Consider the following 26,135-nt stretch of genomic DNA (forward strand, 5'->3'; position numbering starts at 1 on the left):
ATCTTAGGTTAGCGGTCTTCGAGACAAGGATTGAAACGCAATGAATAAAGCTCAATTGGTGGAACTGGTCGCTGAAAAAACAAAGACAACCAAAACTCAATCCGAACAGATCCTTGATGCCACATTAGAGGCCATTCAAGAGGCCTTAAAAGACGGCGAAGAGGTCAAACTTGTGGGCTTTGGCACTTTCACCAGAACATCCCGCAAGGCTCGCCAGGGGCGAAATCCCAAAACTGGCGAAACCGTTAAAATTCCCAGTGCCTACATCCCAAAATTCAAGCCGGGCAAAGACCTTAAGGACGCTCTGAACTAAATGAATTCAGGTCGATCCTGAATTTTACACCAGCCACTTAAGCCCGACTTCCAGACATGACTTTCCTGGGACACTCTTTGCTGTCTCACGAAGTCTTTGATGTCGCGAACCGAATAAGGCCCTTCTTGAACCAGACTCTTGCCATCCTCGGAAGGCACCAGCAGAACCCACTCTTTTTCATCCACGGCAACATCGCTCCCAGGAATGAATTTCTGAGCCGCAGGAAATAAGGTCTGCTCAAATACACCCCACTCACAGGCCGGCTTCCACTCCCCTGTTTTGTCATGACAGACTAAATCGTGAGGGCCGATCTCACCTTTGTAGATTCGCAGACGCATTTCCTCCAAAGACACCGGGCCTTGGGGTTTCAGATTTTTATTATAGAACCACGAGTCTTTATTCATAGCTTTTCCTTTTTACTCAGGAAGGGGGCTGGTAAGGACTCTATCACTTCCAGCACTTCATAATAGACGACATTGAAATGAGGACTTGCCAAAGGCTTCCTCAAAAAACTAACCAATGTGGCAGGATTCACCAGCTTCTTTCGGTAGCCACCAAACAAACGCTCTCCCATCATCCCCCCCAACAATGTGGCCGCCAAAACATAGCTCCACTTCTTTTTAGGGCGAGCCTGCAAACGATGCCCCGGAACTCCGGTGATCACCATCAACTCATGCATCTTCTGTGCTAGAGCAAGCTGCAATGCCTCTTTTCCGATATCCGAGGGCCCCCGCACCGACAAGCTGGCTTTGATATCTGCCACTGTATCGGCTTTGCGCTTATGATTAATCATCTTGGAGCCAAAGTACGCCACAGCCTCTTTCCAGATCAGGCGCAGAAAATCAGCCGGGACATCCACATAAAGTTGCTTTTCTTCACTGATCTGAGCATGCACAAAGTGCATGGCCAAAGAAGCCGCGTGATTCACAGTTCCCCGCGCCAAATAGGCCGCTCCAATTTCTGGCAAATAAAAAGAACTTTCATCTGCGATCAACATTTCAATCCAGCGCAGTTTTTTTGCATCATAGTGCTCTCTCACCTGGCTCCAAAAAGCACTGTCCCGCGCGGTATAAACAGAAAGCCCCGAGGTGGAAACGGCAACACCCAGCTCATCAGCAATGATCTTCACATAACGTCCGACGTGATCAGTGTAATCCAAAAGATCATCATCCTCATCATCATCGTCGTCGTCGTGCAACCCCAGATCATAGGTCTGCTCAAGATACATCAGATAATTCTGCCACTTCACCCACGGAGGCACACTCATAAGACAGAAGATGTTGCGTGAAAGACGGACCAAGTCGGTTGAGGACTCCAGCTCCTTATTAAGAAGCTGGAAGTATATTTTTTCAGAGTTTTGAAACACCCGCAGTATCTTCTTTGCAAAGGCGGGCCCTAGAATCTTCACAACTTCTGCCGGAATATGCTCCGCGGCCAAATGCAGATCCCCATAGATCACAACCACCAGAGCCTCAGGGTGCGCCTTGACCAGATCAGCAATCTTTCTTCCCGCGAAAACATCCCGGGACTTCAAAGTGGCTGCATTGCGTTTTTTGTAGGTGCGATTAATACCATAAACTGGCACCTTGTGTTTTTGCGCCCACCGCAACAAGGGACGATAGTGCTCCCAAGGAAATCCCCACTTGGACTGCCACTGAGTGGCCTTTAGAAAGTCCTTTTCTGACATCTTGCCAGACAGATAGCGATCTATCCTTTCCTGATCTGCCGCTTCAAAGAACTCCACCGCCAGAATAACTTTACGGTCCGTAGGCATATTCCGCAAAATGCGCGCCTGGGCCTTTTGCGATTGATGAAGGGCATGGAAGTCCCCAATCATAACGACCTGGGATGCAGCCATTTGTTCCCAAAGGGCCTCTTTGGTTGAAACGGTCCATTTTTTGGAGAACTCTTTTTCGTAAACCTTATGATAACGCATCAACTCAGGGGTGTCCTGCCCCAAGCGATGGCGAACCTGCTTTTCCATCTGCAGGTAAAGGTCTTTTCTAATGCGAATCCATTTTTGTAGGTCGTTCAAGCTGTCTTCCTTGATAGCGCTGCAAAGATTTTTGCATAATTTCCATTGATTTCAAACACGAATCTAAGATTCAATGAAAGCATGAAAAACACAGCCAGCAAAAACACTTCCCTGCTTCTAGCTATGATCGTCACCCTGATCGGTGTCGGTGTGCACATCTACCTGACTCTTCATTACTATGACGTGAAGTTCGGCCTTTCTGGTGGAGAATCCTTCTGCAACATTAATGAAGTTCTGAACTGTGATGCCGTTAGTGCCAGCAAGTTCTCATCTCTGCTGGGAGTGCCTATTGCGCTTTGGGGAGTCATGACCAACCTGGTTCTGCTCTACTTCCTGGCAGTCACGCGCTTCAACTTAGTTGAGGACCAAGAACGCACATCCCGCTATGCACTTTTGCTTTCTGCCGGAACAGTTTTGGCTTCCATCGTAATGGGTACGATTTCCATCACCGCGATGAGCAACCTTTGCATCTTCTGCATTGCCACTTACATCCTGTCCATCCTGGGTTTCATCTTTACGTGGATGGGAGCTCGCGATGTTTCTGCTGAAAATATCAGCAACGACATCAAAGATGTTTTCTCGACCGAAAAGTGGGTTCTGGGCTTCCTGATCGCGATCCCGGCCTTCGCTTTCCTGGCAAATATTATGTACCTTGAAAGCCATGGCCTTTCTGACATCGAAAAAATGGCCAAAGAACGCGTTGCCTACTGGCAGGTGGCGCCGCAGCAGAACTTCGACCTAACCACGGGCCTCAGCTTCCAAAAAGGTTCGGGCGAACCCGTGATGACGATTGTAGAGTTTGCCGATTTCCGTTGCTCTCACTGCAAACACGCCGCGCCGGTCTTACATAGTTTTGCTAAAAATCATCCGGATGTGCGCTTGATCTACAAACCTTTCCCTCTGGATGGCACCTGCAACGAAGCTATCAAAGGTGGTGGTGATGGTATTTCCTGTGGACTGGCAGCAGCTGCATTGTGCTCTGAAAAGTTGGCACAAAAAGGCTGGGAGGCTCACGACCATATCTTTGAGAATCAGGATGAAATCATCCGCACTATGAATTTGGATAAAAATCTGGAATCCATTGCCACTAAAACGGGTATCAAACTGGATGATTTGAAAGCTTGCGTAAAAGGCACTGAAATTCCTGAAATTGTCAGAAAGAACGCCAAAGAAGGCGAAGTGGCTCAGATCCAGGGGACCCCAGCCATCTTCATCAATGGCAAAGTCCTTAACGGCGCCCAGTCGATCCCAGTGCTGGAAGCCGCCTATAAAACTCTAAAAAAATAAACCAGGATTACCCAAGCACGCCGCAATATTCATTTTTACAAGGCGCAAGGAAAAAAGGCGTACTAATAGTACGCCGCCGACGCAGTAACGCAGCTAAAAATGAATATCCGGCGCACCCTAGAAGCCGATTGTTTCGGCCAAGAAGTTGGCCAACTTACCAAAAGCATCGTCGAAGACCAAAACGCTGGTCTTTGCCAGACCGTTTACGATATCCAACCAGAATGCCAGAATGATCACTGCCAAACTGGCAAACCAGGCCGCTTTCACCACATATATAGTCGAGCGAACATCCTGCACTCGCAGATCACTTTGGATTTTCTCAACAACCTTCAGAACATACTGCAATTCGCGGAAGTGTTCTTTAAACTTCTCCCGCAATTCCTGCTGTTTGGCCCGAGTCAGTGAGTTAATGCCCGGAAAGCTTCTTTTGGCTTTAATTGCGTAAATTAAATCGATGGAATGATTAATGAAACGTGTAATTTTGGATTTAAAATTGGGATATTCAGAAGGCTTTTCAAGGAAGTCTTTAAGTTCGTCGATGGCCTTGTCGTAGCGCTCATCTAAAACCCAGGTCAGAATGTTGTAGCGCAATGAGTCCGGCCGACCAAGATCAGCTTTATCCACGCTCATATCAAAGAAGGCACCTTCTTCCTTCTTCTTCACTTCTTCAACAAGGGCGGTAGAATCTTTAAGCGCTGGTACTGACATATCCTTTCTTTTCGGCAGTTTAACTTCGATATTGAGCCCTTTTGTTAATACCTTGGTCCAGTCTTAGTGGGTTGGTTTGACTAAAGTCGAATCATTCTGAGAAAATGGACGAAGGGCGACCTAGACTTCATGGAGGAGGGCTATGGAAACCGATTCTTTCCAGACCGCGAAATTGGGACATTTAGACTTTGACTCAACCCGGGATCAAAAATCTGTGGGTCAGATTCCTTTGCCTGACGAGATGCCTCGTCAGAATGATTTCAGTCATCTTCCCAAAGAGATCCTGAAATCTTCCACCGTTGAAAACTTAATCTCTCAGAATGAAGACCTGATGGCCCGTCTGAAAGTGACGTTGCGCCGCCTTTCATTGCTGGAAACGGAAAATCAACGTTTCAGCGAAGAGGCCAACAAAGCCCGCCTGTCCCAATCTTCTGTCGCAGATCAAATCCTGGTGTGGAAAGAAAAAGACAATATCTGGCGCCAGAAAGTTGATCAGCTCGAGCGTGAAAAAGAAGTTCAAGGCGAAAAAGTGCGCGCCCTGACTGAAAAAGTCCGTAATATGACAACGGAACTGGCTCGCCATGCAAAATACCATGAGCGCATCAAAACACAGGTGAAGCCTTACATCTCTCAGTTGAAAGAATATTCTCGCACTCAGGATCTGCGTCTGCAGGAACTTGAAAGCGATTACGCCCACAAAGAAGCTCTTCTGCGTGACCTTCGTCACCAGATCATCGAAGTCACAAAAAACTCCCGCTACCAAGTGGAAGCCTCCGAGAAAAAAGCTCAAGAAATGGTTCAGTTCTATGAAGAACAGATTGAACGCATGAATAAAGAGCTGGCGATGCTGCACCAAACTCAAGAAGAACTTGAAGTGAAGTCCATAAAGCTTCACGCGGCCCTGGAGCGACAGGACACATTGGAAAACGAAGTTGTGACACTTCGCCGCACCAAAGAGGAGATCAAGGATCGCCTGGAGAAAGAGATCGAACGCCAGCAAGAACGCATCAGCGAACTGTCCCGCCAAAATCAAAAGCTGGGGGTTGAACATGCAGACTTGCAGGTTCGTGTGATGGAGGATCAGGAGAAGATTCAGAAGCTTGAGAAAGACAATTATCAGGCCCAAGAACAACTCGAAAGCCTGCGTTACATGTGGACTGCCAAGAATGAGGAAAACGAAAAGCTCAAGGTCGCTGCGGCGGCTTTGGAGCGCCTTAACCTTGAGCTCAGTCAGAAACTAAACGAATTGCGCAAACAGGAAGGGCCTACTGCTTAAAAGCTTTGCAGAGCCCCTTCGATACTTTCATGCACTTCTAAACTTGAACATTCAGAAAAAGAGAAAAGGCGTTGAAAATCCGGGGTCAAACCCGCGATTTTCACGCTCATTTGTTTACCCATGTTCAAATCATTCAGCACACCGAAGAAAGACTGAATCCCGGAAGACCCCACAAAATGCAGGTTTTTCATACAAAACACGACTTTTCTGTCAGAAAAGTTTTGCAGGCAGGCTTTCTTAAAGGATTGTGTTTTTTCAATCTCAATACGACCACTCAAAGACACAACAGTGATATCACCGTCGAGCAGGAGTTTGACTTCCATGTGTAAACCTCTTGGATTAAGTTATGTGCCTTATCTTAACGGACAGAATTCATGACATTTTGAGTCCAAAAAGAGGCCAGTTTCACCTCGACAAAGGCCCTAAACCATCCCTAGAATACTTTGGTGCTTCATCGCTGGATCGTCTTGCTTTCATTCTTATTCCTTTCCCTGGTGACAGAGTCTCCCCTGTGGGCCGCAGAGCCTGCAGCGAAGATCCATGGCATTCTGATCAATGCCGATCACATGTTCCGTGACAACGAAAAGGAGTTGGTGGATCTGGAAGGCAACATTCAGCTGGTCTATCAGGGACAGCACATCAAGGCCGACAAGGCCCGCGTCTCTTTAAGATCCCGCCAGGTGGAACTTTACGGCAATGTGGAGATCATGGATGCCAAGAACACCATTGCCGGGGATCAGATCTTCCTGGATTACGAAAACAACACCGGCCTGATCTATAACGGCTATGTGCAGTCCGGCCCGGTCAGCTTCTCGGGTGAACTCCTGCAGAAAACCGGAGAATCGGAATTCATTGTCAGTTCAGCAGACTACACCGCCTGCACGAATTGCCCCGCGACCTGGAGTTTTTCGGGATCCACCATTCGCGCCGAGCTGGGGGGCTATGCATATATCAAGAATGCCGTGCTACGCCTTGGCCCGGTTCCGTTCTTCTGGTTGCCTTACCTGATCGTTCCGCTGAAGAGTGATCGTCAGTCCGGACTGCTCACCCCTGGTTTTGAATTGTCCGACAAAGGGGGGATCGCCATCTCTCAACCCTACTTCTGGGCTATTTCTCGCAGCACAGATGCCACCATTGAACTTAAAGACTACACCAAGAGGGGTCTTAAAGGTTTGGTGGAGTATCGCTATTTGCTGAGCGAAAACTCCAGCGGTACTTTGAACTTTGGAACCATCTTCGACAAGGCCTTTGCTGAAGATGACAGACTGAATCTGTATCGCACGCCGGATGAAAAAAACGATCCACTGGAGCGCTGGTTCCTGCGCTATGATCACTATTATGAAATGCCTGATGGAATCGTTCACCGAGCCCAGTTGAATCTGGCCAGCGACCTGCAATACCCAAAGGACTTCCCGAACGAAACGATGAACCACGGCGACTCGGCCATGGAAAATCGCACCTCCTTCACGAAAAACACCCTGGATCAACACTACAGCGTGGATACGTCCTACTATGTGAACATGCTTCAGGGAAATCCCCTGTCTGGCAATGACGATGCGGTTCATCGCATTCCCGAACTGCGTTTTTCCCAGACACAGGAAAACATCGGTGACACGAACTTTATTTACTCAGTCAATGTGTCCTATGTGAACTTCACGCGCTCGGGTCAGGCTTATGACGACATGACCGAGCAGATGGTTGGCGGGAATAAACTTCGCTTCCCTAAAAACACCTGCAACGATCCCAAATGGCAGGACGACCCCACTTGCAGAAGAATCTATGATGGCTCTTTCGATCCCGCCGTGGATCAGATCCGCACCGGACAACGTCTGGACGTGATGCCGGCCCTTTATTATCCGATTAAGTTTGGTGACGGTCTGGATGTGATTCCGGTGATCAGCTATCGCGAAACCCATTACGGCTTTAACGTTGATGAAGATCAATACCTTGCCCGTCGCTATGTTCGCACTGAGCTTGGAGCCCGCACGAATCTGAGCCGCATTTATGGCGACACCGTCAACTCAAAGGCCACCCGCTACAAGCACGAGATCATTCCAGAGGTTGTCTATTCGCGCCTGCCATGGGTGTCTCAGGACGACAGCCCGTTCTTTGGAACTGGATCCATTTCAGATGCGCCGTACACGGCTCGTGACAGTATCACTGATCTGGATATTGCCAGCGATTATGGCGTGCAGTTTGACTACTATGACCGCGTCTATGACCGCAACCTTGTGACCCTGGCTTTGATTAACAAAATCACGGAAAAACGCTGGATTGGTGATCGCCCTGAATACCGTCAGGTGGGCTATTTAAAGCTGGCTCAATCGTATGACGGCACCCAGGAAAACAAAGTGGGCGTCAAAGAGCCCTGGTCGGATGTGACGGCCACTTTGGACGTGCGCCTGGATCGCTTCCAGACCTACTCCATCTTCAATTACTTCCCTTATCAGAACGTGACCAACGCCTCTTCCCGCGTGCGCTTGCTGAACGATATGGGCCAATTCTTCCAGGTGCAGTTAACCCGTCAGTACAAGATCACTCCGGGACAAGCCGTCAACACCAGCGATCGCCAGGAAGATTACACTTTCTCTGCGGGCTTCACCTCGCGCTTCATCAACTTGATGGGGAAATTCGTTTATGACGCCAACTGGGCCGAGTCCACCACACAGGACAAGGTGAAGTCCTGGGCCTATATTGCCCAATTCAAACCGCCGGGCGATTGCATGATGATCACCTTCATCCATGATCAGGTCACTGGTGGTGACACTAACTTCAAACTGAACTTTGAGTTTACGTTTGACGGAAATCCAAAACCGGCTCTGCCACCAGAGGCTTTGGATTCTTACGGCTTCTAATTCTGTGTTAAGCCGAATCCGCTTCGCTCAGGCTTGATATTTTGTTCTTTTAGAAGTCAAAGAGGGTCTTGGTGACACGAACCCCATCAATTTGCCCCTTTTCAAAAGTCGGCATGATCGCGAAGTCCGGTTGCTGATAGGTCGCAGGTTGTTTGTTCATGGCATAAAGACCGTAACCGATCCCGGCATACAATCCCAACGAAGCCCCACGAGCCACATTGTTCCAGCTTTCACTGGGTTTGTCTTCAAAGGCCAGACTGACCACTCCCAGCGCAGCTCCTCCGACGACTCCCCAACCGCATGTAGCCAGAAAGCTTCGCAAAGACTGCGCTTGAGCACTTTGAGTTTGCATCATCACCAGGATTAAGACGGTCAGGATTTTCTTCATACATCATTGTCCCCTGAAAACCTCAGTTTGAGTCAACCACTGATGTCCTCAAAGACCGTGATCTCACCTTCTTTTGTGACAAAGGCCCAGTGAATCTCCACCAACACATCCCAACGGGCTGCCAAAAACTGCATCGCCCGCAGAAGACGCGCCTTCTGCTTCTGCGAAACTCGAAATGGCTGAAAGTCCATCAGGTTCGTCGTTTTGACTTCAACCATCAGAAGATGCCCCTGGGGAGCGCGAAAAAGCAGATCCACTTCAGCAAAAGGTGTTTTCACCCTCTGTCCAAGCAAATGAAAATGCTGAAGCTGATAGTGTTTTACAACGTGATTTTCAGATAGCAGTCCGCGCTCATGCGCCCAATACGGGGCGCACACCTGTGACGATGAGGATTTAGCGGACGTATTCTTTGACGCCGGCAAAGGAGCGGCGATGGGCAACGCACGGACCGTGCGTGACGATACTTTGTTTGTGGATTGGCGTGGAGTAGCCTTTGTGAACTTCGAATCCATAGTGCGGATACTGCGCCCCCAGATCTTTCATCAATCGATCACGAGTCACTTTAGCCACAATGGAGGCTGCAGAAATCGGCGCCACACGCAGATCCCCTTTTACAACCGTGGTCTGTTCGAATCCGCGCAGATTTGGAATTTTCTTATTTCCATCCACCAGCACATGACCACTCTTAACACCCAGCTTTTCAACCGCTCGCTTCATCGCCAGCAGTGAGGCGTTAAGAATATTCAACTCGTCGATTTCCTCCACCGTTGCGAAACCGATGCCCACATGGTGTTCCTGCAAAATCAACTCCGCCATTTCATCGCGACGTTTTTCGGATATCAGCTTCGAGTCCGTCACCAGATCACTGAGCGCCTCTGACTTGAAGATCACTGCCGCCGCATAAACCGGCCCCGCCAAACAACCACGACCCACCTCGTCCACACCAATAATGGGAGCCGGGGAAAATTCGCGCCATTCGATTTTAGGGAATTCGATTTTTTCTTTTTTAGCTTTAGCCAAGCGGTGCCTCGATGTAAGGCCGTGATCATATAGAGAAAGATCCAAAAAGGTCACTGAGATTAAACTGCGTCAGAAACTAAAAAACCCGGAGTTGTTGAACTCCAGGTTTTCTATTTTTAAAGCTTTTGCAATCGCTGAACTAGTCTGCTTTTACAGTAACCAATTCAGATTCGATTTTCGCTGCTTTACCTTTAAGATCACGAAGGTAGTAAAGTCTTGAACGACGTACTTTACCCATGTTTACGATCTCAACTTTATCGATAGCTGGAGATGCAAACGGGAAAGTTCTTTCCACACCAACACCCGCAGACATTTTACGAACTGTGAAGGACTTGCCTGCACCAGATCCTTGGATCTTAGTTACGATACCTTTGTAAAGCTGAACACGCTCTTTCTCACCCTCTTTTACTTTAACGAATACGTTAACAGTGTCACCAGAGTTGAAGGATTGGATGTTTTTATTAGCAGCTTTAACACTAACGCGACGAACGAGGTTTGTTTCTTTAGCCATTGCTTAAAATCCTTATAGCAGTCAATTTTCACAAAAAGTAAAACAAGGGTCTACCATGGACCCATGACACGGTCAAGACAGATACTTACGGCAGATCTTACGGAAAGATGCCGATAATCTTTGGGGGGAGCACCCCTAATGCTCTCCAGAACCCCTGAGCAGGATCTGATGAGGTCTTCTGTCAAACCGAAGCCCGTACCAAATAGCATAAAAACTGGCTTTTTGGCCACATGCATTTCATTACGCAGCTCAGCAAAACTATACTTATGCTTCGCCCACTCTGTACGGGCCGTGGTGGCGATCGTCAATGCCTCTGGGACGTTCCAATCAGCCATAGCCTGCTCTACGCTCTCAACCGCCATAACGTTGCCTAGAGCGGTCTTTCTCATGGGGTTGAACTTCGCCCCCTGCCCCGTGCGCCAGTGATCCAGAACCCGGTCTACGAACATGAGCTGCTCTTTCATGGGATGGATGATGTAATATTTTTCCACCCCATAAACCGTGGCCGCTCTGGCGATGTCGTGAATATCGAAATTGGTGATGTTCGTCGCCACGGTTTTTTGCAGACGATCCCGGACTGGATAGTGAACCAGACCAATCGCCAGACGAGGCACGTAAGGTGTTTCTTCAGTCATGGAAGTCTTCCTCATTCAACCCCTGCAGCCCCAAAACTTTGCGATCTTGCAGGGACATTTGCTGCCAAAACTTCAAGAGTTCCTTCAATGGCTCGGCAGTCTTCTTTTTTTTCAGGGCGTGATACTTCTCACGCTCCACTTTAATATATTCTTTAAATAAATCCGGTCGCTTTTTTAAAGTGACCAAGGCCGAAACCTTTTCTTTCCATTCCACGATCAACTTGTGATTTCCACTCAGCAAAACCTCAGGCACTTCCTGATCCAGATACTGACGAGGCCGGGTGTAGTTGGGATGTTCAAGCAGTCCTTGAGAAAAGCTATCCTGATCCGCAGAGTCTGCATGACCTAATACACCCGGAATAAATCTGGAAAGCGCATCAATCACGACCAGCGCGCCCAGCTCCCCACCGGAAAGCACGTAATCTCCGATGGAGATTTCCTCATCCACATAGGTGTTGATGATTCTTTGGTCGATCCCACCATAGCGCCCACAGATCAAAACCAGATGCTCTGCCTGGGACAGCTGTCGGGCCTTTTCGTCGGTTAGCACCGAACCTTGAGGGGAAAGATAGATGACTCTGGAAGTATTATGTTTCACCTTAAGAAGGCTTTTTTCCAAAGTTTCCGAAAGCATGATCATGCCGTCACCGCCCCCGAAAGGGCGATCATCAACAGTCTTATGCTTGTCCGTGGCAAATTCGCGCGGCGTGTGCGCATGAACAGAGAGCAGATCACCCTTCAAAGCCTGACCCAAAACACCGTGGGACACGGCGTTTTCAATCATCTCAGGAAAAAGAGTGATCACGTCTATCTTAAGCATTTTCCAGATCAAGCAGACCTTCTGGAAGGTCCATCACCACAGCCTGGTGCTTGAAATCAATCTTTTTAATGAACTGATCCACGAACGGAATTTCAGCTTGCTTGCCTGTGGTCGTCTCAACAACCAAAAGATCCTGAACGCCGTTCGAGGAGAAACCAACGATTTCGCCCAAAACAGTTTGTTCCGGATTCTTCAATTTGAAGTTTTTAATTTCTTCCAGATAGATAGTTTCGCCCGGCTTGGACACTAAAAGTTCATCGTCGATATAGAACTCCATGTGCTCCAGACCTTCTGCCATAGTGCGATCTGTAACTTCGCCGGCTTTCACAATCAGACCTTTTTTAAAAGGCTTCGTGCGCTCGACCGTGAAGGATTTGATCTCATCAGAGTCTTTTGCCTTCAAACCGAAGGACTTCATGCGCTTTGCCCAGGAAATATCACCCGAAAAAACTAAAACATAAAGATCACCTTTAAGTCCGTGAGCTTCGCGAATCTTACCTACTAACTTCATTTTCCGTCTCCGTATCATACTGGGAAGACGCGCCGTCTTCCCTGATGCCGTTTCTTATTCACCGGCATCGCAAAAAAGAAAGGGGTTACCGTATTGGCAACCCCTTCCTTGAGAATTATCTCTAAATTTTATCGAGCTAAATTATTCAACGATATCCAAGTGATAACGTTTGTTCAGCTTTGTACCAGCCGCGCGGATGATGGTTCTCATTGCCGCAGCAGTTTTACCTTGCTTACCAATCACTTTACCAAGGTCTTCTTTATCAACCTTTAAAGCAAGAAGTGTGGTTTGCTGCCCAGGGATTTCATCAACTTCGACATTTTCTGGCTTGTCCACTAGGGATTTTGCCATGAACTCAACGAGGTCTTTCAAGCTATCCATATTTACCCCCACAGATAGTACCTATCTGGTAGTTTAACAAAACCAAATAGGAAGCCAACAACTTATTTAGCTTGAGCCAATTTGATCACGTGTTTTACGCGATCTGTAGGTTGAGCACCTTTTTTGATCCACTCTTCAACTTTAGCCAGATCAAGTTCAACCTTTTTGTCGTTACCTTTTGGAGAAGGAATGTAAGTTCCAAGGATATCAAGGAATTTACCAGTCACATAACGACGAGAATCCGCTACAGTTACGCGGTATTTAGGATCATGCTTAGCGCCCATACGAGCCAAACGAATTACAACTGCCATTTCTAAACCTCATGTATCAAAAACAGTAAGTCCAAGTTTGTACTTGGTTCATGGTTAAATATCAAGCCCTAAAATGGAAACTTCATTCCGCCTCGACCCATACCCATTTTCATCAGCCCGCCCATCATCTTTTTAGCGTCCTCAAACTGCTTTATCAGCTTGTTCACGTCTTGAACCTGAGTTCCGCTCCCTTGAGCGATCCTCATGCGACGCGACGCATTTAAGATCTTATGGTTTTGCCGTTCCTGGATAGTCATCGAGCGAATGATCGCCTCAATTTTCTTCATTTCTGCATCCGGAGGGGTCATGTTTTTAAGCTGTTTGCTCAACTCCCCCATGCCCGGTAAAAATTTCAAAATACTTTCAAAGCCGCCCATTTTTTTGAGCTGCTGGATCTGAGTCAGGAAGTCTTCAAGGGTGAACTCGTTTTTCATCAGCTTTTTGGCTGAATCACGAGCCGCCTTTTCATCGATCACTTCCTGCGCTTTCTCGACCAAAGAAAGCACATCCCCCATATCCAAAATACGTCCCGCAAGACGATCCGGATGGAAGACTTCCAAGGCAGAGACTTTTTCACCCACACCGAGGAACTTAATAGGAATCCCTGTCACTTCGCGAATGGACAAGGCCGCACCACCGCGCGCATCCCCGTCCACCTTGGTCAACACAAGGCCCGTCAGATTTAAACGCTTATGGAAGCCCTCAGCGACATTCACGGACTGCTGACCTAGCATCGCGTCCGCCACCAGAAGAATTTCCTGCGGCGTCCAGATTTCTTTCAAGCGGCCCAGCTCGCCCATCAGGTCTTCGTCAATTTGCAGGCGGCCTGCCGTATCGACAATGACCACTTCGACCATGTTGTCGCGGGCCCATTGTTTGGCTTTTTCCAGAATCTCTTCCGGCTTCATGCCCACTTGGGTTGGGAAGGTCGGAATGTTGTTTTGCTTACCCAAAGTCTGCAACTGATCGATCGCCGCCGGACGGTAAATGTCGGCCGGAACCAGACCTGGTTTTTTATTGAGCTTCTGGCGAATGTACAGAGACAATTTTGCAGCCGACGTGGTTTTACCCGCGCCCTGCAAACCCACCAAGAAGATCACGCTGGGGTTTTCGCGCACGTTGATTTCAACCGCGCCGCCACCCAAAACGTTCACCAACTCGTCGTGAACGATCTTAACGAACATCTGGCCCGGGTTAACGTTGGTTAGAACATCCTGCCCCAGAGCTTTTTCTTTGACCTTGTCGATGAAGGTTTTAACGACTTTGAAGTTCACGTCCGCTTCAAGAAGACTCAGACGGATTTCCTTGATCACTTCCTCAATATTGGCCTCGCTGATCTTGTGCTGACCGCGGACCTTCTTAAGGCTTGTCATGATTTTATCTGATAAATTCTCAAACATGTGAAACTCCTGAAGGATCTTCTTTACCCCATCCCCACCGGAATGACAAAGAAGCAGGGACTGAGAATAATATACTCCGGCAGTGCGTCAAGGCATTCTTTATGAGTTATTTCCCGGTATGAGGACTCACAAAGGGGCACTTTATGAAAAAATTTGTACTTGTTTCTGTTCTGGGAGCTGCGGCTGTTGCATCTGCGCAAACGGGCCTAAGAACGTCTCACTCCACCACCATGGACAGCCTGAGAGACGCTCGTAAACAAATGGAAGTCCAAACTGAAAACACAATTCTGGAAAAAATCGAAGCTCAGCGCCTGGAAGACGAGAGAAGACGTTACAAGGAATTCGAATCTTTGAATTTCAGCGTGGTGAACGACGGAACTCAAACTTCCCAGTCCCCTGCTCCGGCGTCATTCTAATTCCCGCCTTCAAATACGATCCGGTGGCCCTGAACCGCCGGATGTCCGGCACTTGCCCGTCTCCGTCCGATTTCCAAGAACGCAGACCCGTCTATTCCTTGTTTTAAGAAAAAATCATCTCAGCTCAAATTTATCGCACTCTGACACACTCAAAAAGCGGTCCCGTATTTTGCTCTAAGGTTTCGCAAACAACAAACCTAGAGGTACAAATGAAACCACTTTTAACAGCCGCTATTTTACTTACCGCACTTTCTTCCGCAGCCGCAAGCCCCGGGAGCAATACCACGAGTTCCAGTCAGCTTAAGTCAGCCCACACCTCAGAACTCAAATCCCTGCTGCCATCCAGCGATGATCGTGCGGGCGCAATCGAAGAATCCATCCAAAAAAGACAGGAGTCTTTGTGGATCCATCCAGGGCCCCGTCATATCAAGCTGACTTTATGATGAAATCCTTAACACAGGAGCGGAAGACCAGGATGCCAAAGTCAAAGCTCAGTCGTCAGAGAAGATTTTGAACTGCTTCCCTGGGGCTGACGCGGTCTGAAGCTCGCTGTGCAGTTTTAAAGCCAGATTTCCGGCATCGGACTTCACCAGATAAGCGGGCTTTTCGGGAGAGCCGTGACGGGTGATCTGTTTTCCTTTGATCGTTTGAGTCACGGATTCCAAATATATTTCTTCAACCACTCCGGAAATAGGGCGACCCAACCACTTCCACTGCACTTTCTGATTCTTACGAAATGCTTTCATTAAATCACCAACGCTGGAAAGAGCCTTTTTTCAGACTGAATTTAGCCACTGCAAAGAACACCGCAAAACCAATCATGGAAATGATCGCCGCCGTCCAGACATTGACGTCGCTGACGCCTAAAATGCCATAGCGCAGACCGTTGATCAGGTACAGCAACGGATTCGCTTTGGACACCGCCTGCCAGAACGGATGCAGATGTTCGATAGATAAAAACACCCCACCCAGGTAAGTCAGAGGAAGTAAAATGAACGCCGAAAAAGCCGAAAGCTGATCAAAGGTCGTCGCCCAGAAGGCAATACTGATACCGATCATACCGAAGATCAAACCCGCCATCACAACGAAGAACAGGGTGATCAAAGGATGAGCTATCATCAGCCACTCGCCCTGTTGATAGTACATGAAAAGTGCACCCACAATATAAGTGATCAAGGCCACAATCGTTCCGCGCACCAATGATGCCAAACTCATCGCCCAGATAATTTCATGATCTGTCACTGGCGCCACTCGCAAGTCCTCCAGATCACCGGAAAACTTTGAAGACACCACAGAAGACGATGAATTCTGAAACGCGTTGTTAATAAGCCCCATCATCATCAAACCGGGAATCAAAAAACTTAAATAACTGACACCCTGGTGAGCCTGCATCTGACCGCCCAAGGACACACCAAAGATCAACAGATACAGGAATGAGGAAACAAAAGGAGTGATCACCGTTTGCACGATGACTTTCAAAAAACGTGCGATTTCACGCTGAAAGATCGTAATGAATCCGGTCATAGCGGCACCTGGACATCTTTCTTACTGACAAGCTTGAGGAAGGCTTCTTCCAAATTACCCTCTTCGATGTGAATATCCTGAATCAAGGCCGTAGGAATTGCCACCTCGCTCAGGAATTCCCCCAGGGTCTTATTCTGAGGAACGATAAACAGGTACTCCTTACCGTCAACTTCTTGCAGGTATTCGGACTGCAGTGGGTGCCTTTCTGTCAGGATCACACGGATCTTTTTCAGAGTGTACTGGCGAATGATGGCTTTGGTGTTACCCAACTCGACCAGACTGCCCAGATTGATGATTCCCACGCGATCACAAAGCTGCTGAGCCTCTTCCAGATAGTGAGTGGTTAAAAGAATCGACATCCCATCATTGCGAAGCTCTTCCACAAAGCGCCACAGATCTTCACGCAGGCGAATATCCACGCCTGCCGTCGGTTCATCCAGCAAAAGCAGTTTCGGATTATGAACCAAAGCTTTGGCAATCATCAGACGCCGCTTCATCCCACCGGAAAGCTGTTTCACTTTTTTGTGTCGATGCTCAAACAAAGACAGCTTTTCCAAAAGAAAATGAATGCGCTCTTTATTGTTGCGCAGCCCATAATATCCAGAATGGAACGTCAGAATTTCTTCCACATCAAAAAAGCCCGATGTGATAACTTCCTGGTGAACCACCCCGATCTGGCGTTTCGTGAACAGAGGATCTTTCTGAACATCCACGCCGAAGACCTGTACTGTTCCGGATGTTGGTTTTTCAAGAGTTGTGATCGTTGAGATGATCGTGGTCTTACCTGCGCCGTTCGGGCCCAGAAGGCCGAAAATCTCGCCCGGTTTGACGGTGAAGGAAACACCTTTCACCGCCTCGACTGTGCCACCTTTGTAGGTTTTGCGCAGATTGGAAATTTCCAATGGTAAAATCATACTGCCGCCTTACCGCGCGCGAGTGATGCTCGTGTGGAACTCGACTGTTGGGTTTTCACGCTTCAACCAGTTCAAGTCCCATTCCTGATTGACCAGCACAACGGGGTTGTCCTGCAAATCACGGAACATGTTTGCACCGCCTTTGAGATCCGCGACGGGCTTACCATCTTCGGTGCGCGGCCAGCGGGCCACGCCGTATGGCAGGCGAGTCAGCTTCACTTCCAGATTGTATTCATCCAGCAGACGACGCAACAACACTTCAAACTGAAGCTCGCCGACCGCCCCAATAATCGGATCCTGAGGGCCGATGATTGGATCAATGAACAACTGAATCGCGCCCTCTTCCGACAAGTGAATCAGGGCTTCGTTCATCTTCTGACGTTTCAAAGCGTCCCGGACAGACAGTTTCCCGAACAGCTCGGGAGCAAATTTTGGAATATCCTCAAAGTGAACTTTGCCAGAAGCATATACACAGTCACCGATCGCAAAATTGCCCGTATCCCCCACCCCGACAATATCACCGGCATAAGCATCATCGACTGTCTCTTTATCCGCAGCGATAAACTGACTGGCATATGACAGGCGCAGTTCCTTATCGTGACGGGAGTGTTTGACTTTCATCCCACGCTCAAACTTGCCGGAACAAATACGAATGAACGCAATACGGTCACGGTGACGTTTATCCATATTGGCCTGGATTTTAAATACAAAGCCCGAGAAATTCGCATCGCAAGGATCCATATCCTTGCCATCTTTGGTGTGACGAGGCTGTGGACCTGGAGCGTACTTCGTAAAGAACTGCAGGAACGTATCCACCCCGAAATTCTGTTTGGCAGATCCAAACGTCACCGGCGAAATCGCTCCGCTCAAGAATTCATTCACATCAAATGGAGGCAGCGCACCTTCGATCAGATCCAGCTCTTCCAAAACCTGATCGGCGGATTCCTTATCCAGATAGTCGTACAAAATTTGATCGTCCTTGCCTTTTTCGAAAGGAATGATTTTGTAGTCTTCCACTTCCTCACGGCGCTGATCGTAGATCCAAAGTTCTTTGGTCAGACGATTGTAAATACCGCGGAAGCGCTGCCCGATACCCAACGGCCAGGTCACCGGGTAACACTGCATATTCAGGGTTTTTTCGACCTCATCAATCAAGGTCAGAGGATCCTTCCCCTCACGGTCCAACTTGTTCACGAAAGTGAAAATCGGGATATGGCGCATGCGGCAGACTTCGTAAAGTTTCTTGGTACGCTCTTCCACACCCTTGGCCACGTCAATCAACATGCACGCGGATTCCACGGCCATCAAAACACGGTACGTGTCCTCCGAGAAGTCTTTGTGTCCCGGGGTGTCCAGAAGGTTCACACGCAAACCGTCGAAGTCGAAAGTCATCACAGAAGATGTGATGGAGATCCCTTTTTCTCGCTCCATCGCCATCCAGTCGGACGTCACAGCCTTGGTTCCCTGCTTGCCTTTCACTTCCCCGGTCTCGTGAATCACTCCCCCGTGATAGAGCAGCTTTTCGGTCAATGTCGTCTTCCCGGCATCCGGGTGCGAGATGATAGCGAACGTGCGACGACGTTGAATTTCTTTTTGAATCTGCGGAGTTGCGAGCATTTGGATCTTCCTTAGTGAAAAGATCTTTTTACGGGGAAAAACCCCGTCTTACAAGCAAATGCCGCGCCGCAATCATAATCCCGGATTTAAATAAGCTTCCATCACATAACCGATCGTGACGGAGGGCGACTCTTTACGGCTGGCCGTGAGCTGAAGGCCTAATTTATCAGCACCATGATAGATCAGATTCCCGATGGGTTGCCCCTCAGAAACCGGGAAACTCAATGAAATGCGCCCTTCATAGCTGCGCACAACAAAATACAGATTCACTTTCTTCTTCATCAGGCGAACTACATCCCGCAAAAGCCACTCCTGGGTGCTAGACCCATTGTGATTCAGCACCGGCGGCTCTTCACCTGGATAGAATTCCACATCCACAGTGCGCATCAGGTTGGCTACAGGAGCCCGCAGTTCTTCCAGCGGGGCATTAGGCCTTTCCGACTTAATACAGCGAGCCACCTGGGGATTTTTACGCCCACAAGAATGCCCCTCTTTCCGAAGCTGCTTCACCCGCGCTTTGCCTTCAGCCGTTGTGTCGGGAATATCCTCCACCCGACGAATCAGGGTCACTACAAAGTCATCCTGATAATTGTACAGCCCCTCCAAACGAGGAATGGGCATAGGCTCTTCCGCCAAGGCAGAAAATGCTGTCAAAGTGCTCACCAATACGGAAAAGACCAAGAATTTCATACAAATTACCCCTCGTATTTAAGGCTAACTGGGTCAGGACTCTTGCCTCAAGAGAAAAAAGCCCCTATAACAGCCTCCATACTTTTTAACTCCCCTTGGTTTGGAGCCAAGACAGCCACCGAGAGATTGGTGGTGGATAATGGAAGGTGACCATATGTCTGAGACGTCGAACTATTATGTTACGGCATTCTATCGTTTTACAAAACTAGCCGACTTGCCGGCCATTCAAAAAGCTCTTGAAGACAAAGCCGAAGAACTTAATGTGAAGGGTCTTGTGATCCTGGGTGAAGAAGGGTTTAACTCCACCTGCGCAACCTCCTCCCTGGAGTCTTTCGCTGCCTGGAAAAACTTTATTCGCGAATACTTCAACTCTCCGGATCAGTTCTTCAAAGATTCCGAGTCTAACAAGGCTCCGTTTCGCCGCTTCAAGGTTAAAATCCGCAGTGAGATCGTCACAACAGGAATCCCTGGCGTGATGCCACCGGAAGGCGTGAACCATCACCTGTCCCCAACAGAGTGGAATCGCGTTCTGAAGGAAGAATCCGATTACGTCATGATCGACACCCGCAACTGGTACGAGTACAAAATCGGAACCTTTAAGGGGGCTTTGAATCCTAATATCGAAAAATTCACGGAATTCCCTCAGTACATTGAGGCCCAGGGCATTCCTAAAGACAAAAAAATGCTGATCTTCTGCACCGGAGGAATCCGCTGTGAAAAAGGCATTCTGGAACTTCAGGACAAAGGCTATAACAACGTCTATCAACTGGACGGCGGTATTCTGAACTACATCAAAGAATATCCAAACGACCAATTCGAAGGTGAATGCTTTGTCTTTGACCACCGTGTGGCTGTTAATCAGGAACTAAAGCCCACCACGAAGTTTGGCCTGTGCCCTCACTGTGGCCAGCCTTCTACCATCAAAATTGAATGTAAACGCTGTGATGCTCACGAATTGATCTGTGAAGACTGTATCAAGATTGAGTATGCCAAGGACACCTGCTCTAAAAACTGCGCTTATCAGCTTGAAAAACATCCCGCGCGCAAAGGAAAAAAACAAGTGGTCCCGTTTGAGATCGAAAAAATGGCTGCCGAAGGAAAAGACCCTGCCGAGCTACCGAAGATCCGCGTGACCCGCACCAAATATATTTCCATGAACCCCAGAGGCGAAGCTGAAACCGTCTCTGAGAAAAAGAATCCCTAGAAAGGACCTCGTATGAAAAAAGCTTTTGCGGTATTTGCTCTTATCTTTGCGTCGCACTCTCTGTCCCTGGCATCCAATGTCATCAAATGCCAACCTGAAGCTCTAAAAGCGGCATATGATCACTATCTGTATGCCAATGGCCAGGATGCGATGATTACACTGAATATCTACAGCGCTGAAACACAAGACGATTCCATCTACTATCGCATTGAGATCTTGAACCTTGAAACTCAAAGCCGGACAGATTCATGGGTTAAAGTTGAAGCCAACACGTGCAAGGTTCTGGGTGTTCATTAATACCATACCCTTTCTTTCCCCTGAAAGAAGGGACCCAGTTCACACAAAAAAGCCCGGACTTGAGCCGGGCTTTTTTTATTTAGACACAACAACTTCAAGGACTATTCAGCCTCAGCGCTGCCTTCGTCTTTAACCGCCGGGAAATAAACTCCCTTCGCACCAATGGCGTGGCCAGCAGGAATTCCTGTTCCCAGCTCTTCCGCGCGCAACACGCTTTCTGGAAGATTCAAAGACTTACGAAGCTCGTTCACCGTTTCCGGAACAAATGGCGCCAGCATGATCATCAAGTTCTTCAATACATAGAAGCAGGTGAAAAGAGCATCTTTTCTTTCCGCTTCCGGCGCACGGTCATCGTGCGGTTTGTACTGCGTGAACAATGAATTGATCTGTCGTGCGTAGTTTTCAATCTGCCCCAGCAAAATCGCATAGTCGCCTTTTTGCATCGAGCGCAGATACATTTGCACAATCTTCACAGTTTCAGCTTCAGCTTTACCGATCAGTTTACCTTCAGGAACTTTACCGTTAAATTTTGAGTTGCAGGCTGAAATCGGCTTTTCGAAAGCCGCGTTCATAGGACCAGCCAGGAACTTATTGCGTTCGGCAAAGTGTTCAAAATCAAAGTTGGATGCTTTCACTGGCAAGCTTAACAACGCCAGGAAGTAACGAACCTGATCCGGGGAATAACCCATCTCAAGCAACTGATCCCCGGTGTAGAAATTCCCCTTGGACTTGCTCATCTTTTCACCATTCACCATCAGGTGATAACAGCTTAAGATTTCCGTCATTTGCAGATCGCCTTTATGCGGAAGTTGCATAGGGTTCGGCTTATGACCCAACCACATCGCGCCCTGCATGATCACATAGAAGAATACATTGTCCTGCCCCAGGAACTGCACCACCGTAGCCTCTGGATCACACCAGAAATCCTTATACTGTTCAGGGTCACGACCTGACTGCTCCAAAGCCACTTTTGTGAAAACGATAGGAGCAATCAAAGAGTCCGGCCAGACATACAAGGTCTTGCCTTTCATTTCAGGATCCAGCTCGGCTGGAACCGGTATCCCCCAGGACACGTCACGAGTGATCGGACGATAGCCCCATTTGTCTGTCACAACCGATGGAATCCCCGCAGCCTCCAACGCAGCCTGCGCCTGCGCAAGATCCGCCTTGGAATCAAACAGACACTCCACTTTTTTACCCGCCACGTAACGGGACTTATGCTTGGGCAAAGTCTCTTTGATTTCTTTGTATTTTGCTTCGAATTGATTTTCAAAGCGGCAACCAATCAGAACCGTATTGCTGACCTCCTGGACAACCGCTGAGCGCCAGGCTTTTTGTTTGGTGTCGATCCAGGCCTTCAAAGGGTCTGCAACCTTCCACATGTCCAACCACCAGTGAGCGGTGTCTTTCAGCTCTGGTTTGGCGTCACTCAGCTGACTGCGCGGATTCTGCAGAGTGCTTGGATCAAACTGCGTACCGCAGGCATCACACTCATCCGAATAAGCTTCGGTGTTACCGCAGTTCGGGCAGGTTCCACGTACAAAACGGTCCTGCAGGAAGCGGCTCATCTTCGGATCATACCACTGCTTGGTGATGCGCTTTTCCAGCATGCCATTTTCAAACAGACGACGCAGGAAATCCTGAGAATACTGTTCATGCCATGGATAAGTTTCCGGGCGAGAAGTCCCCGTAAATACGTCAGTCTGAATAGAGTATTTTTTCAGAGTCTCTTTTTGTTTTTCATGGATGGTGTCGATAAATTCGCGGATGGTCTTTCCGGCCTGAACCGCCGCCACTTCACTGGTCGAACCATGATCGTCATTGCCGTTCACGAACAGGACGTTTTCCGCCCCGATCAGCATGCGCATCCAACGAGCATAAATGTCTGCTGGCACGTGCGCCCCGGCAAGATGCCCCAGATGCAAAGGGCCGTTTGCGTACGGCATCCCCGCCGTCACCACAACCTTTTTTGGTTTCTTAAACATATTCAGAACGGTTTTAACATCTGTTGGAGGAGAGAATTTATTTTCTGGCTTTGATCCTGGCTGCATTTTAACCCCTAAAGTACTTAATTTATCGAAATTCAAAGAGTGATGCAACGGGAGCCTATCCCAGAGAGGGAAATTAGGACGGCCGAGGCTGCTTGCGCACCATATCAACAGCCTCTTTTACATCGAAAGTCCCACTAAGGGATAAAAGACATCACAAAGTAAGTCAGCAGAATCACCCCGTGAACCGCCCCTTGAAGCAACGTCGCCTTCCCTGTCCCCAAAGTGATCATGCCCGCCATGAATGTCATGAGCATAAAGACCATGTCTTTATTGCTAAGCCCCAACATCAAAGACTGATTCGTCAAAAGACAGAACACAATCACAGTCGGGATCGTCAGGGCGATACTGGCAATCCCGGACCCCAGGGCCAGATTCAAACTTGTTTGCAGGCGATTGGCACGGGCCGCATTGATGGCCGCCCATGTTTCTGGAAGAAGAACGATAGCTGCGATCAAAAGTCCCACCACCGATTTCGGAGCCCCGAAGTAATCCACACCCTGCTCAATCAATGGAGAAATCATCTTGGCAAGCCCGATCACCGCCACCAGACTTACGCACAAAGAAATAAAACTTAGCCACGCATCCACAACAGAAATTTCGTGAGTTGTGTCAATCGGAGTAATGTCGCTGGTCTTATCGACTGCTTCGAAATAGGCCTTGTGGGTCGTGGTCTGGAAGAATATGAACAGAAGATACAAAAGAACACAAATGGCGCCAATGAAGATCATCTGAGGCGTATTGTAGGTCCCCACAGACGTCGTGGTGGTATAGTTCGGAAGCACAAACACCAACAGCGCCAGAGTCATAAGCACGACCATCAGGCTTTTGGAACCTTGAACCTGGAACTCCTGCTCTTTGTACTTCAAGCCCCCCAGTATCAGGCACAGAGACACCATCCCGTTGGTGATAATCATCACTGCGGCAAATACGGTGTCACGAGCCAAAACGGAGGCTTCCGCACTGGCTTCAGTCGACTGATTCATTAAAGAAACAATCAACCCCACCTCGATGATAGTCACACACAGAGCTAGAACCAGAGTTCCCAGACCCTCACCGATTTTATGGGCAATAACTTCGGCGTGGTGGACAGAGGACATCACAGCGACCCCCAGAAAAACTGCTGCGGTGATCGAGACCCACAAATTTTCTTCCGCAAAGACACTGGACAACAAAAAGACGATCAAACTTAAGGATGAAATGAGATGTTGGGGTTCCAGTCCTTTTCGGACAAATTGTGCGGCGCTCACGATCATGCTGGTATCTCCTTTGTGAAGCTCCCTTTAAGCCTTAAAGGTGGATAATGGTCTTGGGCAAGTGGAAATCAGAAAAAAATCACAATGCGCTGAAAAAGGAAAAGGCCCGATGGTTTTCCATCGAGCTTTAGAGAGCACACTGACAGGATGCGCCATAAGGACTGCTAGATACACTGAACCGCAGATCGAATAGCCTCAAGTAATAATCGTTCAGGTTGGGAGCGCCCAAACTCAGGACGATGAACCAACGCGATTTCATCCTTATAAGTCGGTAGCGACTTCACCTGCCGCAGGTTTTCGTCCGACAACTCAACAGCTTTGGTGGGAATAATTCCATATCCAAGCCCCTTGCCCGTCAGTCGACAAATCAAGTCCAGGCTTTCGGTTTCAATGGTTTTTTGCGGACGCAGTTTCCATTTTTTTAAGATCGATTGAGATTGAAAAAGATTGGAGTTGCAAATAACCGTCTGTGGATCAACGACACTTGCCCCCTCCCAAACTGCAACAGTATCATAGCCCAAGCGAGACACCACCAAATCTGGAACTCGAACTGGATTAATAACAATCCCCACATCCAAGCGTCCATGCTGAACCTCTGCTTGCACTATACGAGATAGATCGTGACGAAGCTCTATGCGATAGTCCGGGGCCAATTTTTGCAGTGTCGATAAAGCTTGCGGCAAACAGTAAGAGGCCACTGTGACATGGCAGCCAATCGAAATCGATTGTCCTCCAAATATGTTTTGATCTTTTCTATCCATATCAAGCTCTTGAATGGAGCTCAGCAAGTCATTGACCTTCGTTAAAAAAAGACGCCCCCTCGGTGTAAGTTGAATTCCCTGACGAGAGCGATAGAAAACGGAAGCACCAAGATCACTTTCAAGGCGCTGTATGGACTCTGAAAGAGCGGGCTGACTAATCCCAAGCTTTCGAGAAGCTTCTCCCATAGTTGCACAACCTGTGGTTAGGGCGAAATTTTCAATATCTTTCATTCTATATTTCATAAGTGTTTACCTAAATAATATATAAGCATATTCGGTATATCCGAAATATAGACCTACAGCTACAACTGCTCTTACAAAAGGAGAAAAAAATGAATAAAGTATTTTCTGTAATTATGTTTCTGAGTATTTCTACCTTGGCTCATGCTTCTGAATACAAAGCCCATCAGCCTTTTAAGATTAGCGCCACAGTAAGTCACTTTTACGGACGCACAAAAACCGCAGAAGCAGCATTATGGGCTGATGCTTTTTCGATTTGTGAAAAACTTGAGTCTAAAAAAGGTGGTTTAATGCTGAATCGACTGTCCGAAGTCGTTTTTAGTGAGACCCCAGGTACGGCCCTGTCACATGCCGAAGCAACGTTTATTTGTGTTGCTGTTGGGGCCGGTGGCTAAATTCATTAGTACATTCTTCGATGTCTCGATGTTATTTGGAGTTCCGTAGGGAGTCGAGGCATAAACGTAGACCGAATACACTCAGAAATGGAAAAGGCCCGATGGTTTACCATCGAGCCTTTATTGGTTGCGGGGGCAGGATTTGAACCTACGGCCTTCGGGTTATGAGCCCGACGAGCTACCAGACTGCTCCACCCCGCGACGAGTGAGATGTGACTATATGCCTCCAGGGTGCGTGGGTCAACACTTCATTCAAGATAAATGTAATATAGCACCACGTATCATTGCCCGTCGGATCATTCTATGATTCAGTTCTTCTGTA

Annotated in this window: 31 protein-coding genes and 1 tRNA gene; 9 read left to right on the forward strand and 23 right to left on the reverse strand. The window is 48.2% G+C overall.

Annotation, left to right across the window (positions count from 1 at the left end; all coding sequences use genetic code 11):
* Positions 1-40: 40 nt before the first annotated feature.
* A complete protein-coding gene (locus ACZ50P_RS09305) occupies positions 41-313 on the forward strand; it encodes an HU family DNA-binding protein (protein ID WP_347356264.1) in 273 nt (90 codons plus the stop codon).
* Here ACZ50P_RS09305 and ACZ50P_RS09310 read toward each other — a convergent pair.
* Together ACZ50P_RS09310 and ACZ50P_RS09315 are read right to left on the reverse strand one after the other, a co-directional pair.
* A complete protein-coding gene (locus ACZ50P_RS09310) occupies positions 310-717 on the reverse strand; it encodes a DUF4339 domain-containing protein (protein WP_464121322.1) in 408 nt (135 codons plus the stop codon). The genes ACZ50P_RS09305 and ACZ50P_RS09310 overlap by 4 nt on opposite strands.
* Positions 714-2,348: a ChaN family lipoprotein gene (locus tag ACZ50P_RS09315; RefSeq protein ID WP_464130753.1), complete on the reverse strand. Its 1,635-nt coding sequence runs from the start codon at positions 2,346-2,348 to the stop codon at positions 714-716. The genes ACZ50P_RS09310 and ACZ50P_RS09315 overlap by 4 nt, the downstream gene beginning before the upstream one ends.
* 81 nt (positions 2,349-2,429) lie before the next feature.
* On the opposite strand from ACZ50P_RS09315, the gene ACZ50P_RS09320 reads away from it, so the two are divergent.
* Positions 2,430-3,635, forward strand: coding sequence for a vitamin K epoxide reductase/DsbA family protein (locus ACZ50P_RS09320; protein ID WP_464130755.1), 1,206 nt, complete (start codon positions 2,430-2,432; stop codon positions 3,633-3,635).
* 117 nt (positions 3,636-3,752) lie between these two features.
* On the opposite strand, the gene ACZ50P_RS09325 is transcribed toward ACZ50P_RS09320, so the two are convergent.
* Entirely contained in the window at positions 3,753-4,343 is a 591-nt protein-coding gene (locus tag ACZ50P_RS09325) for a hypothetical protein (protein ID WP_464130756.1), read from the reverse strand.
* Between the two features lie 142 nt (positions 4,344-4,485).
* Between ACZ50P_RS09325 and ACZ50P_RS09330 the strand changes: the two genes are divergently transcribed.
* Positions 4,486-5,619, forward strand: a complete 1,134-nt coding sequence (locus ACZ50P_RS09330) for a hypothetical protein (protein ID WP_464121326.1) — start codon at positions 4,486-4,488, stop codon at positions 5,617-5,619.
* On the opposite strand, the gene ACZ50P_RS09335 is transcribed toward ACZ50P_RS09330, so the two are convergent.
* Positions 5,616-5,942, reverse strand: coding sequence for an STAS domain-containing protein (locus tag ACZ50P_RS09335; protein WP_464121327.1), 327 nt, complete (start codon positions 5,940-5,942; stop codon positions 5,616-5,618). The two genes, ACZ50P_RS09330 and ACZ50P_RS09335, sit on opposite strands and share 4 nt — an antisense overlap.
* A 123-nt stretch (positions 5,943-6,065) precedes the next feature.
* Here ACZ50P_RS09335 and ACZ50P_RS09340 point away from each other — a divergent pair, with 123 nt between their 5' ends.
* Complete coding sequence (locus tag ACZ50P_RS09340) at positions 6,066-8,474, forward strand: LPS-assembly protein LptD (protein WP_464121328.1); 2,409 nt, start codon at positions 6,066-6,068, stop codon at positions 8,472-8,474.
* Positions 8,475-8,523: 49 nt separating this feature from the next.
* Here ACZ50P_RS09340 and ACZ50P_RS09345 read toward each other — a convergent pair whose 3' ends face one another.
* The 10 genes from ACZ50P_RS09345 to ffh form a co-directional block, all read right to left on the reverse strand.
* Positions 8,524-8,862: a hypothetical protein gene (locus ACZ50P_RS09345; RefSeq protein ID WP_464130758.1), complete on the reverse strand. Its 339-nt coding sequence runs from the start codon at positions 8,860-8,862 to the stop codon at positions 8,524-8,526.
* 32 nt (positions 8,863-8,894) lie between these two features.
* Positions 8,895-9,239, reverse strand: coding sequence for a YraN family protein (locus tag ACZ50P_RS09350; RefSeq protein WP_464130759.1), 345 nt, complete (start codon positions 9,237-9,239; stop codon positions 8,895-8,897).
* A gap of 16 nt (positions 9,240-9,255) precedes the next feature.
* Positions 9,256-9,882, reverse strand: coding sequence for a ribonuclease HII (locus ACZ50P_RS09355; protein ID WP_464130761.1), 627 nt, complete (start codon positions 9,880-9,882; stop codon positions 9,256-9,258).
* 139 nt (positions 9,883-10,021) lie between these two features.
* Positions 10,022-10,393: a 50S ribosomal protein L19 gene (gene rplS / locus ACZ50P_RS09360; RefSeq protein WP_464121332.1), complete on the reverse strand. Its 372-nt coding sequence runs from the start codon at positions 10,391-10,393 to the stop codon at positions 10,022-10,024.
* Between the two features lie 50 nt (positions 10,394-10,443).
* Positions 10,444-11,028, reverse strand: a complete 585-nt coding sequence (locus tag ACZ50P_RS09365) for an RNA methyltransferase (RefSeq protein ID WP_464130763.1) — start codon at positions 11,026-11,028, stop codon at positions 10,444-10,446.
* The gene (gene trmD / locus ACZ50P_RS09370) at positions 11,021-11,848 is read right to left on the reverse strand and encodes a tRNA (guanosine(37)-N1)-methyltransferase TrmD (protein ID WP_464130765.1); all 828 of its coding nucleotides are present in this window, start codon (positions 11,846-11,848) and stop codon (positions 11,021-11,023) included. Before trmD ends, ACZ50P_RS09365 begins: the two co-directional genes overlap by 8 nt.
* On the reverse strand, positions 11,841-12,359 hold the full coding sequence (gene rimM, locus ACZ50P_RS09375) for a ribosome maturation factor RimM (protein WP_464130767.1): 519 nt from the start codon (positions 12,357-12,359) through the stop codon (positions 11,841-11,843). Before rimM ends, trmD begins: the two co-directional genes overlap by 8 nt.
* Before the next feature lie 141 nt (positions 12,360-12,500).
* Positions 12,501-12,740, reverse strand: coding sequence for a KH domain-containing protein (locus tag ACZ50P_RS09380; protein ID WP_038446499.1), 240 nt, complete (start codon positions 12,738-12,740; stop codon positions 12,501-12,503).
* Positions 12,741-12,802: 62 nt separating this feature from the next.
* Positions 12,803-13,051 (reverse strand): 30S ribosomal protein S16, encoded by a 249-nt coding sequence (gene rpsP, locus ACZ50P_RS09385; RefSeq protein ID WP_262551976.1) that lies wholly within the window; start codon positions 13,049-13,051, stop codon positions 12,803-12,805.
* 68 nt (positions 13,052-13,119) lie between these two features.
* Positions 13,120-14,451, reverse strand: a complete 1,332-nt coding sequence (gene ffh, locus ACZ50P_RS09390; RefSeq protein ID WP_464130768.1) for a signal recognition particle protein — start codon at positions 14,449-14,451, stop codon at positions 13,120-13,122.
* A gap of 143 nt (positions 14,452-14,594) precedes the next feature.
* Here ffh and ACZ50P_RS09395 point away from each other — a divergent pair, with 143 nt between their 5' ends.
* Positions 14,595-14,867, forward strand: a complete 273-nt coding sequence (locus tag ACZ50P_RS09395) for a hypothetical protein (protein ID WP_464130769.1) — start codon at positions 14,595-14,597, stop codon at positions 14,865-14,867.
* 209 nt (positions 14,868-15,076) lie between these two features.
* Positions 15,077-15,310 (forward strand): hypothetical protein, encoded by a 234-nt coding sequence (locus ACZ50P_RS09400; protein ID WP_464130771.1) that lies wholly within the window; start codon positions 15,077-15,079, stop codon positions 15,308-15,310.
* A 48-nt stretch (positions 15,311-15,358) separates the two neighbouring features.
* Here the strand turns inward: ACZ50P_RS09400 and ACZ50P_RS09405 are convergent, their stop codons facing one another.
* The 5 genes from ACZ50P_RS09405 to ACZ50P_RS09425 form a co-directional block, all read right to left on the reverse strand.
* Positions 15,359-15,613: a hypervirulence associated TUDOR domain-containing protein gene (locus ACZ50P_RS09405; protein ID WP_464130772.1), complete on the reverse strand. Its 255-nt coding sequence runs from the start codon at positions 15,611-15,613 to the stop codon at positions 15,359-15,361.
* A 4-nt stretch (positions 15,614-15,617) separates the two neighbouring features.
* Positions 15,618-16,391, reverse strand: coding sequence for an ABC transporter permease (locus ACZ50P_RS09410; RefSeq protein WP_464130773.1), 774 nt, complete (start codon positions 16,389-16,391; stop codon positions 15,618-15,620).
* A complete protein-coding gene (locus tag ACZ50P_RS09415) occupies positions 16,388-17,305 on the reverse strand; it encodes an ABC transporter ATP-binding protein (RefSeq protein ID WP_464130775.1) in 918 nt (305 codons plus the stop codon). The genes ACZ50P_RS09410 and ACZ50P_RS09415 overlap by 4 nt, the downstream gene beginning before the upstream one ends.
* Before the next feature lie 9 nt (positions 17,306-17,314).
* Positions 17,315-18,922 (reverse strand): peptide chain release factor 3, encoded by a 1,608-nt coding sequence (locus tag ACZ50P_RS09420; protein ID WP_464121361.1) that lies wholly within the window; start codon positions 18,920-18,922, stop codon positions 17,315-17,317.
* A 72-nt stretch (positions 18,923-18,994) separates the two neighbouring features.
* Positions 18,995-19,612 carry a hypothetical protein gene (locus tag ACZ50P_RS09425; protein ID WP_464130776.1) on the reverse strand — a complete coding sequence of 206 codons (618 nt, stop codon included), beginning with the start codon at positions 19,610-19,612 and terminating at the stop codon, positions 18,995-18,997.
* A gap of 154 nt (positions 19,613-19,766) precedes the next feature.
* Here ACZ50P_RS09425 and trhO point away from each other — a divergent pair, with 154 nt between their 5' ends.
* Together trhO and ACZ50P_RS09435 are read left to right on the forward strand one after the other, a co-directional pair.
* Entirely contained in the window at positions 19,767-20,816 is a 1,050-nt protein-coding gene (gene trhO, locus ACZ50P_RS09430; RefSeq protein ID WP_464121363.1) for an oxygen-dependent tRNA uridine(34) hydroxylase TrhO, read from the forward strand.
* A gap of 12 nt (positions 20,817-20,828) precedes the next feature.
* Positions 20,829-21,113 carry a hypothetical protein gene (locus tag ACZ50P_RS09435; RefSeq protein ID WP_464130778.1) on the forward strand — a complete coding sequence of 95 codons (285 nt, stop codon included), beginning with the start codon at positions 20,829-20,831 and terminating at the stop codon, positions 21,111-21,113.
* A 101-nt stretch (positions 21,114-21,214) separates the two neighbouring features.
* Here ACZ50P_RS09435 and ACZ50P_RS09440 read toward each other — a convergent pair whose 3' ends face one another.
* The 3 genes from ACZ50P_RS09440 to ACZ50P_RS09450 form a co-directional block, all read right to left on the reverse strand.
* Positions 21,215-23,164 carry a methionine--tRNA ligase gene (locus ACZ50P_RS09440; protein ID WP_464130779.1) on the reverse strand — a complete coding sequence of 650 codons (1,950 nt, stop codon included), beginning with the start codon at positions 23,162-23,164 and terminating at the stop codon, positions 21,215-21,217.
* Between the two features lie 134 nt (positions 23,165-23,298).
* Positions 23,299-24,417: a calcium:cation antiporter gene (locus ACZ50P_RS09445; RefSeq protein WP_464130780.1), complete on the reverse strand. Its 1,119-nt coding sequence runs from the start codon at positions 24,415-24,417 to the stop codon at positions 23,299-23,301.
* Positions 24,418-24,581: 164 nt separating this feature from the next.
* Positions 24,582-25,409, reverse strand: a complete 828-nt coding sequence (locus ACZ50P_RS09450) for a LysR family transcriptional regulator (protein ID WP_464130782.1) — start codon at positions 25,407-25,409, stop codon at positions 24,582-24,584.
* Between the two features lie 101 nt (positions 25,410-25,510).
* Between ACZ50P_RS09450 and ACZ50P_RS09455 the strand changes: the two genes are divergently transcribed.
* Positions 25,511-25,813 (forward strand): hypothetical protein, encoded by a 303-nt coding sequence (locus tag ACZ50P_RS09455; protein WP_464121369.1) that lies wholly within the window; start codon positions 25,511-25,513, stop codon positions 25,811-25,813.
* A 124-nt stretch (positions 25,814-25,937) separates the two neighbouring features.
* Here ACZ50P_RS09455 and ACZ50P_RS09460 read toward each other — a convergent pair.
* Positions 25,938-26,014: transfer RNA gene (locus ACZ50P_RS09460), tRNA-Met, on the reverse strand.
* Between the last annotated feature and the right edge of the window lie 121 nt (positions 26,015-26,135).

It is taken from the genome of Bdellovibrio sp. CKG001, assembly GCF_055397465.1.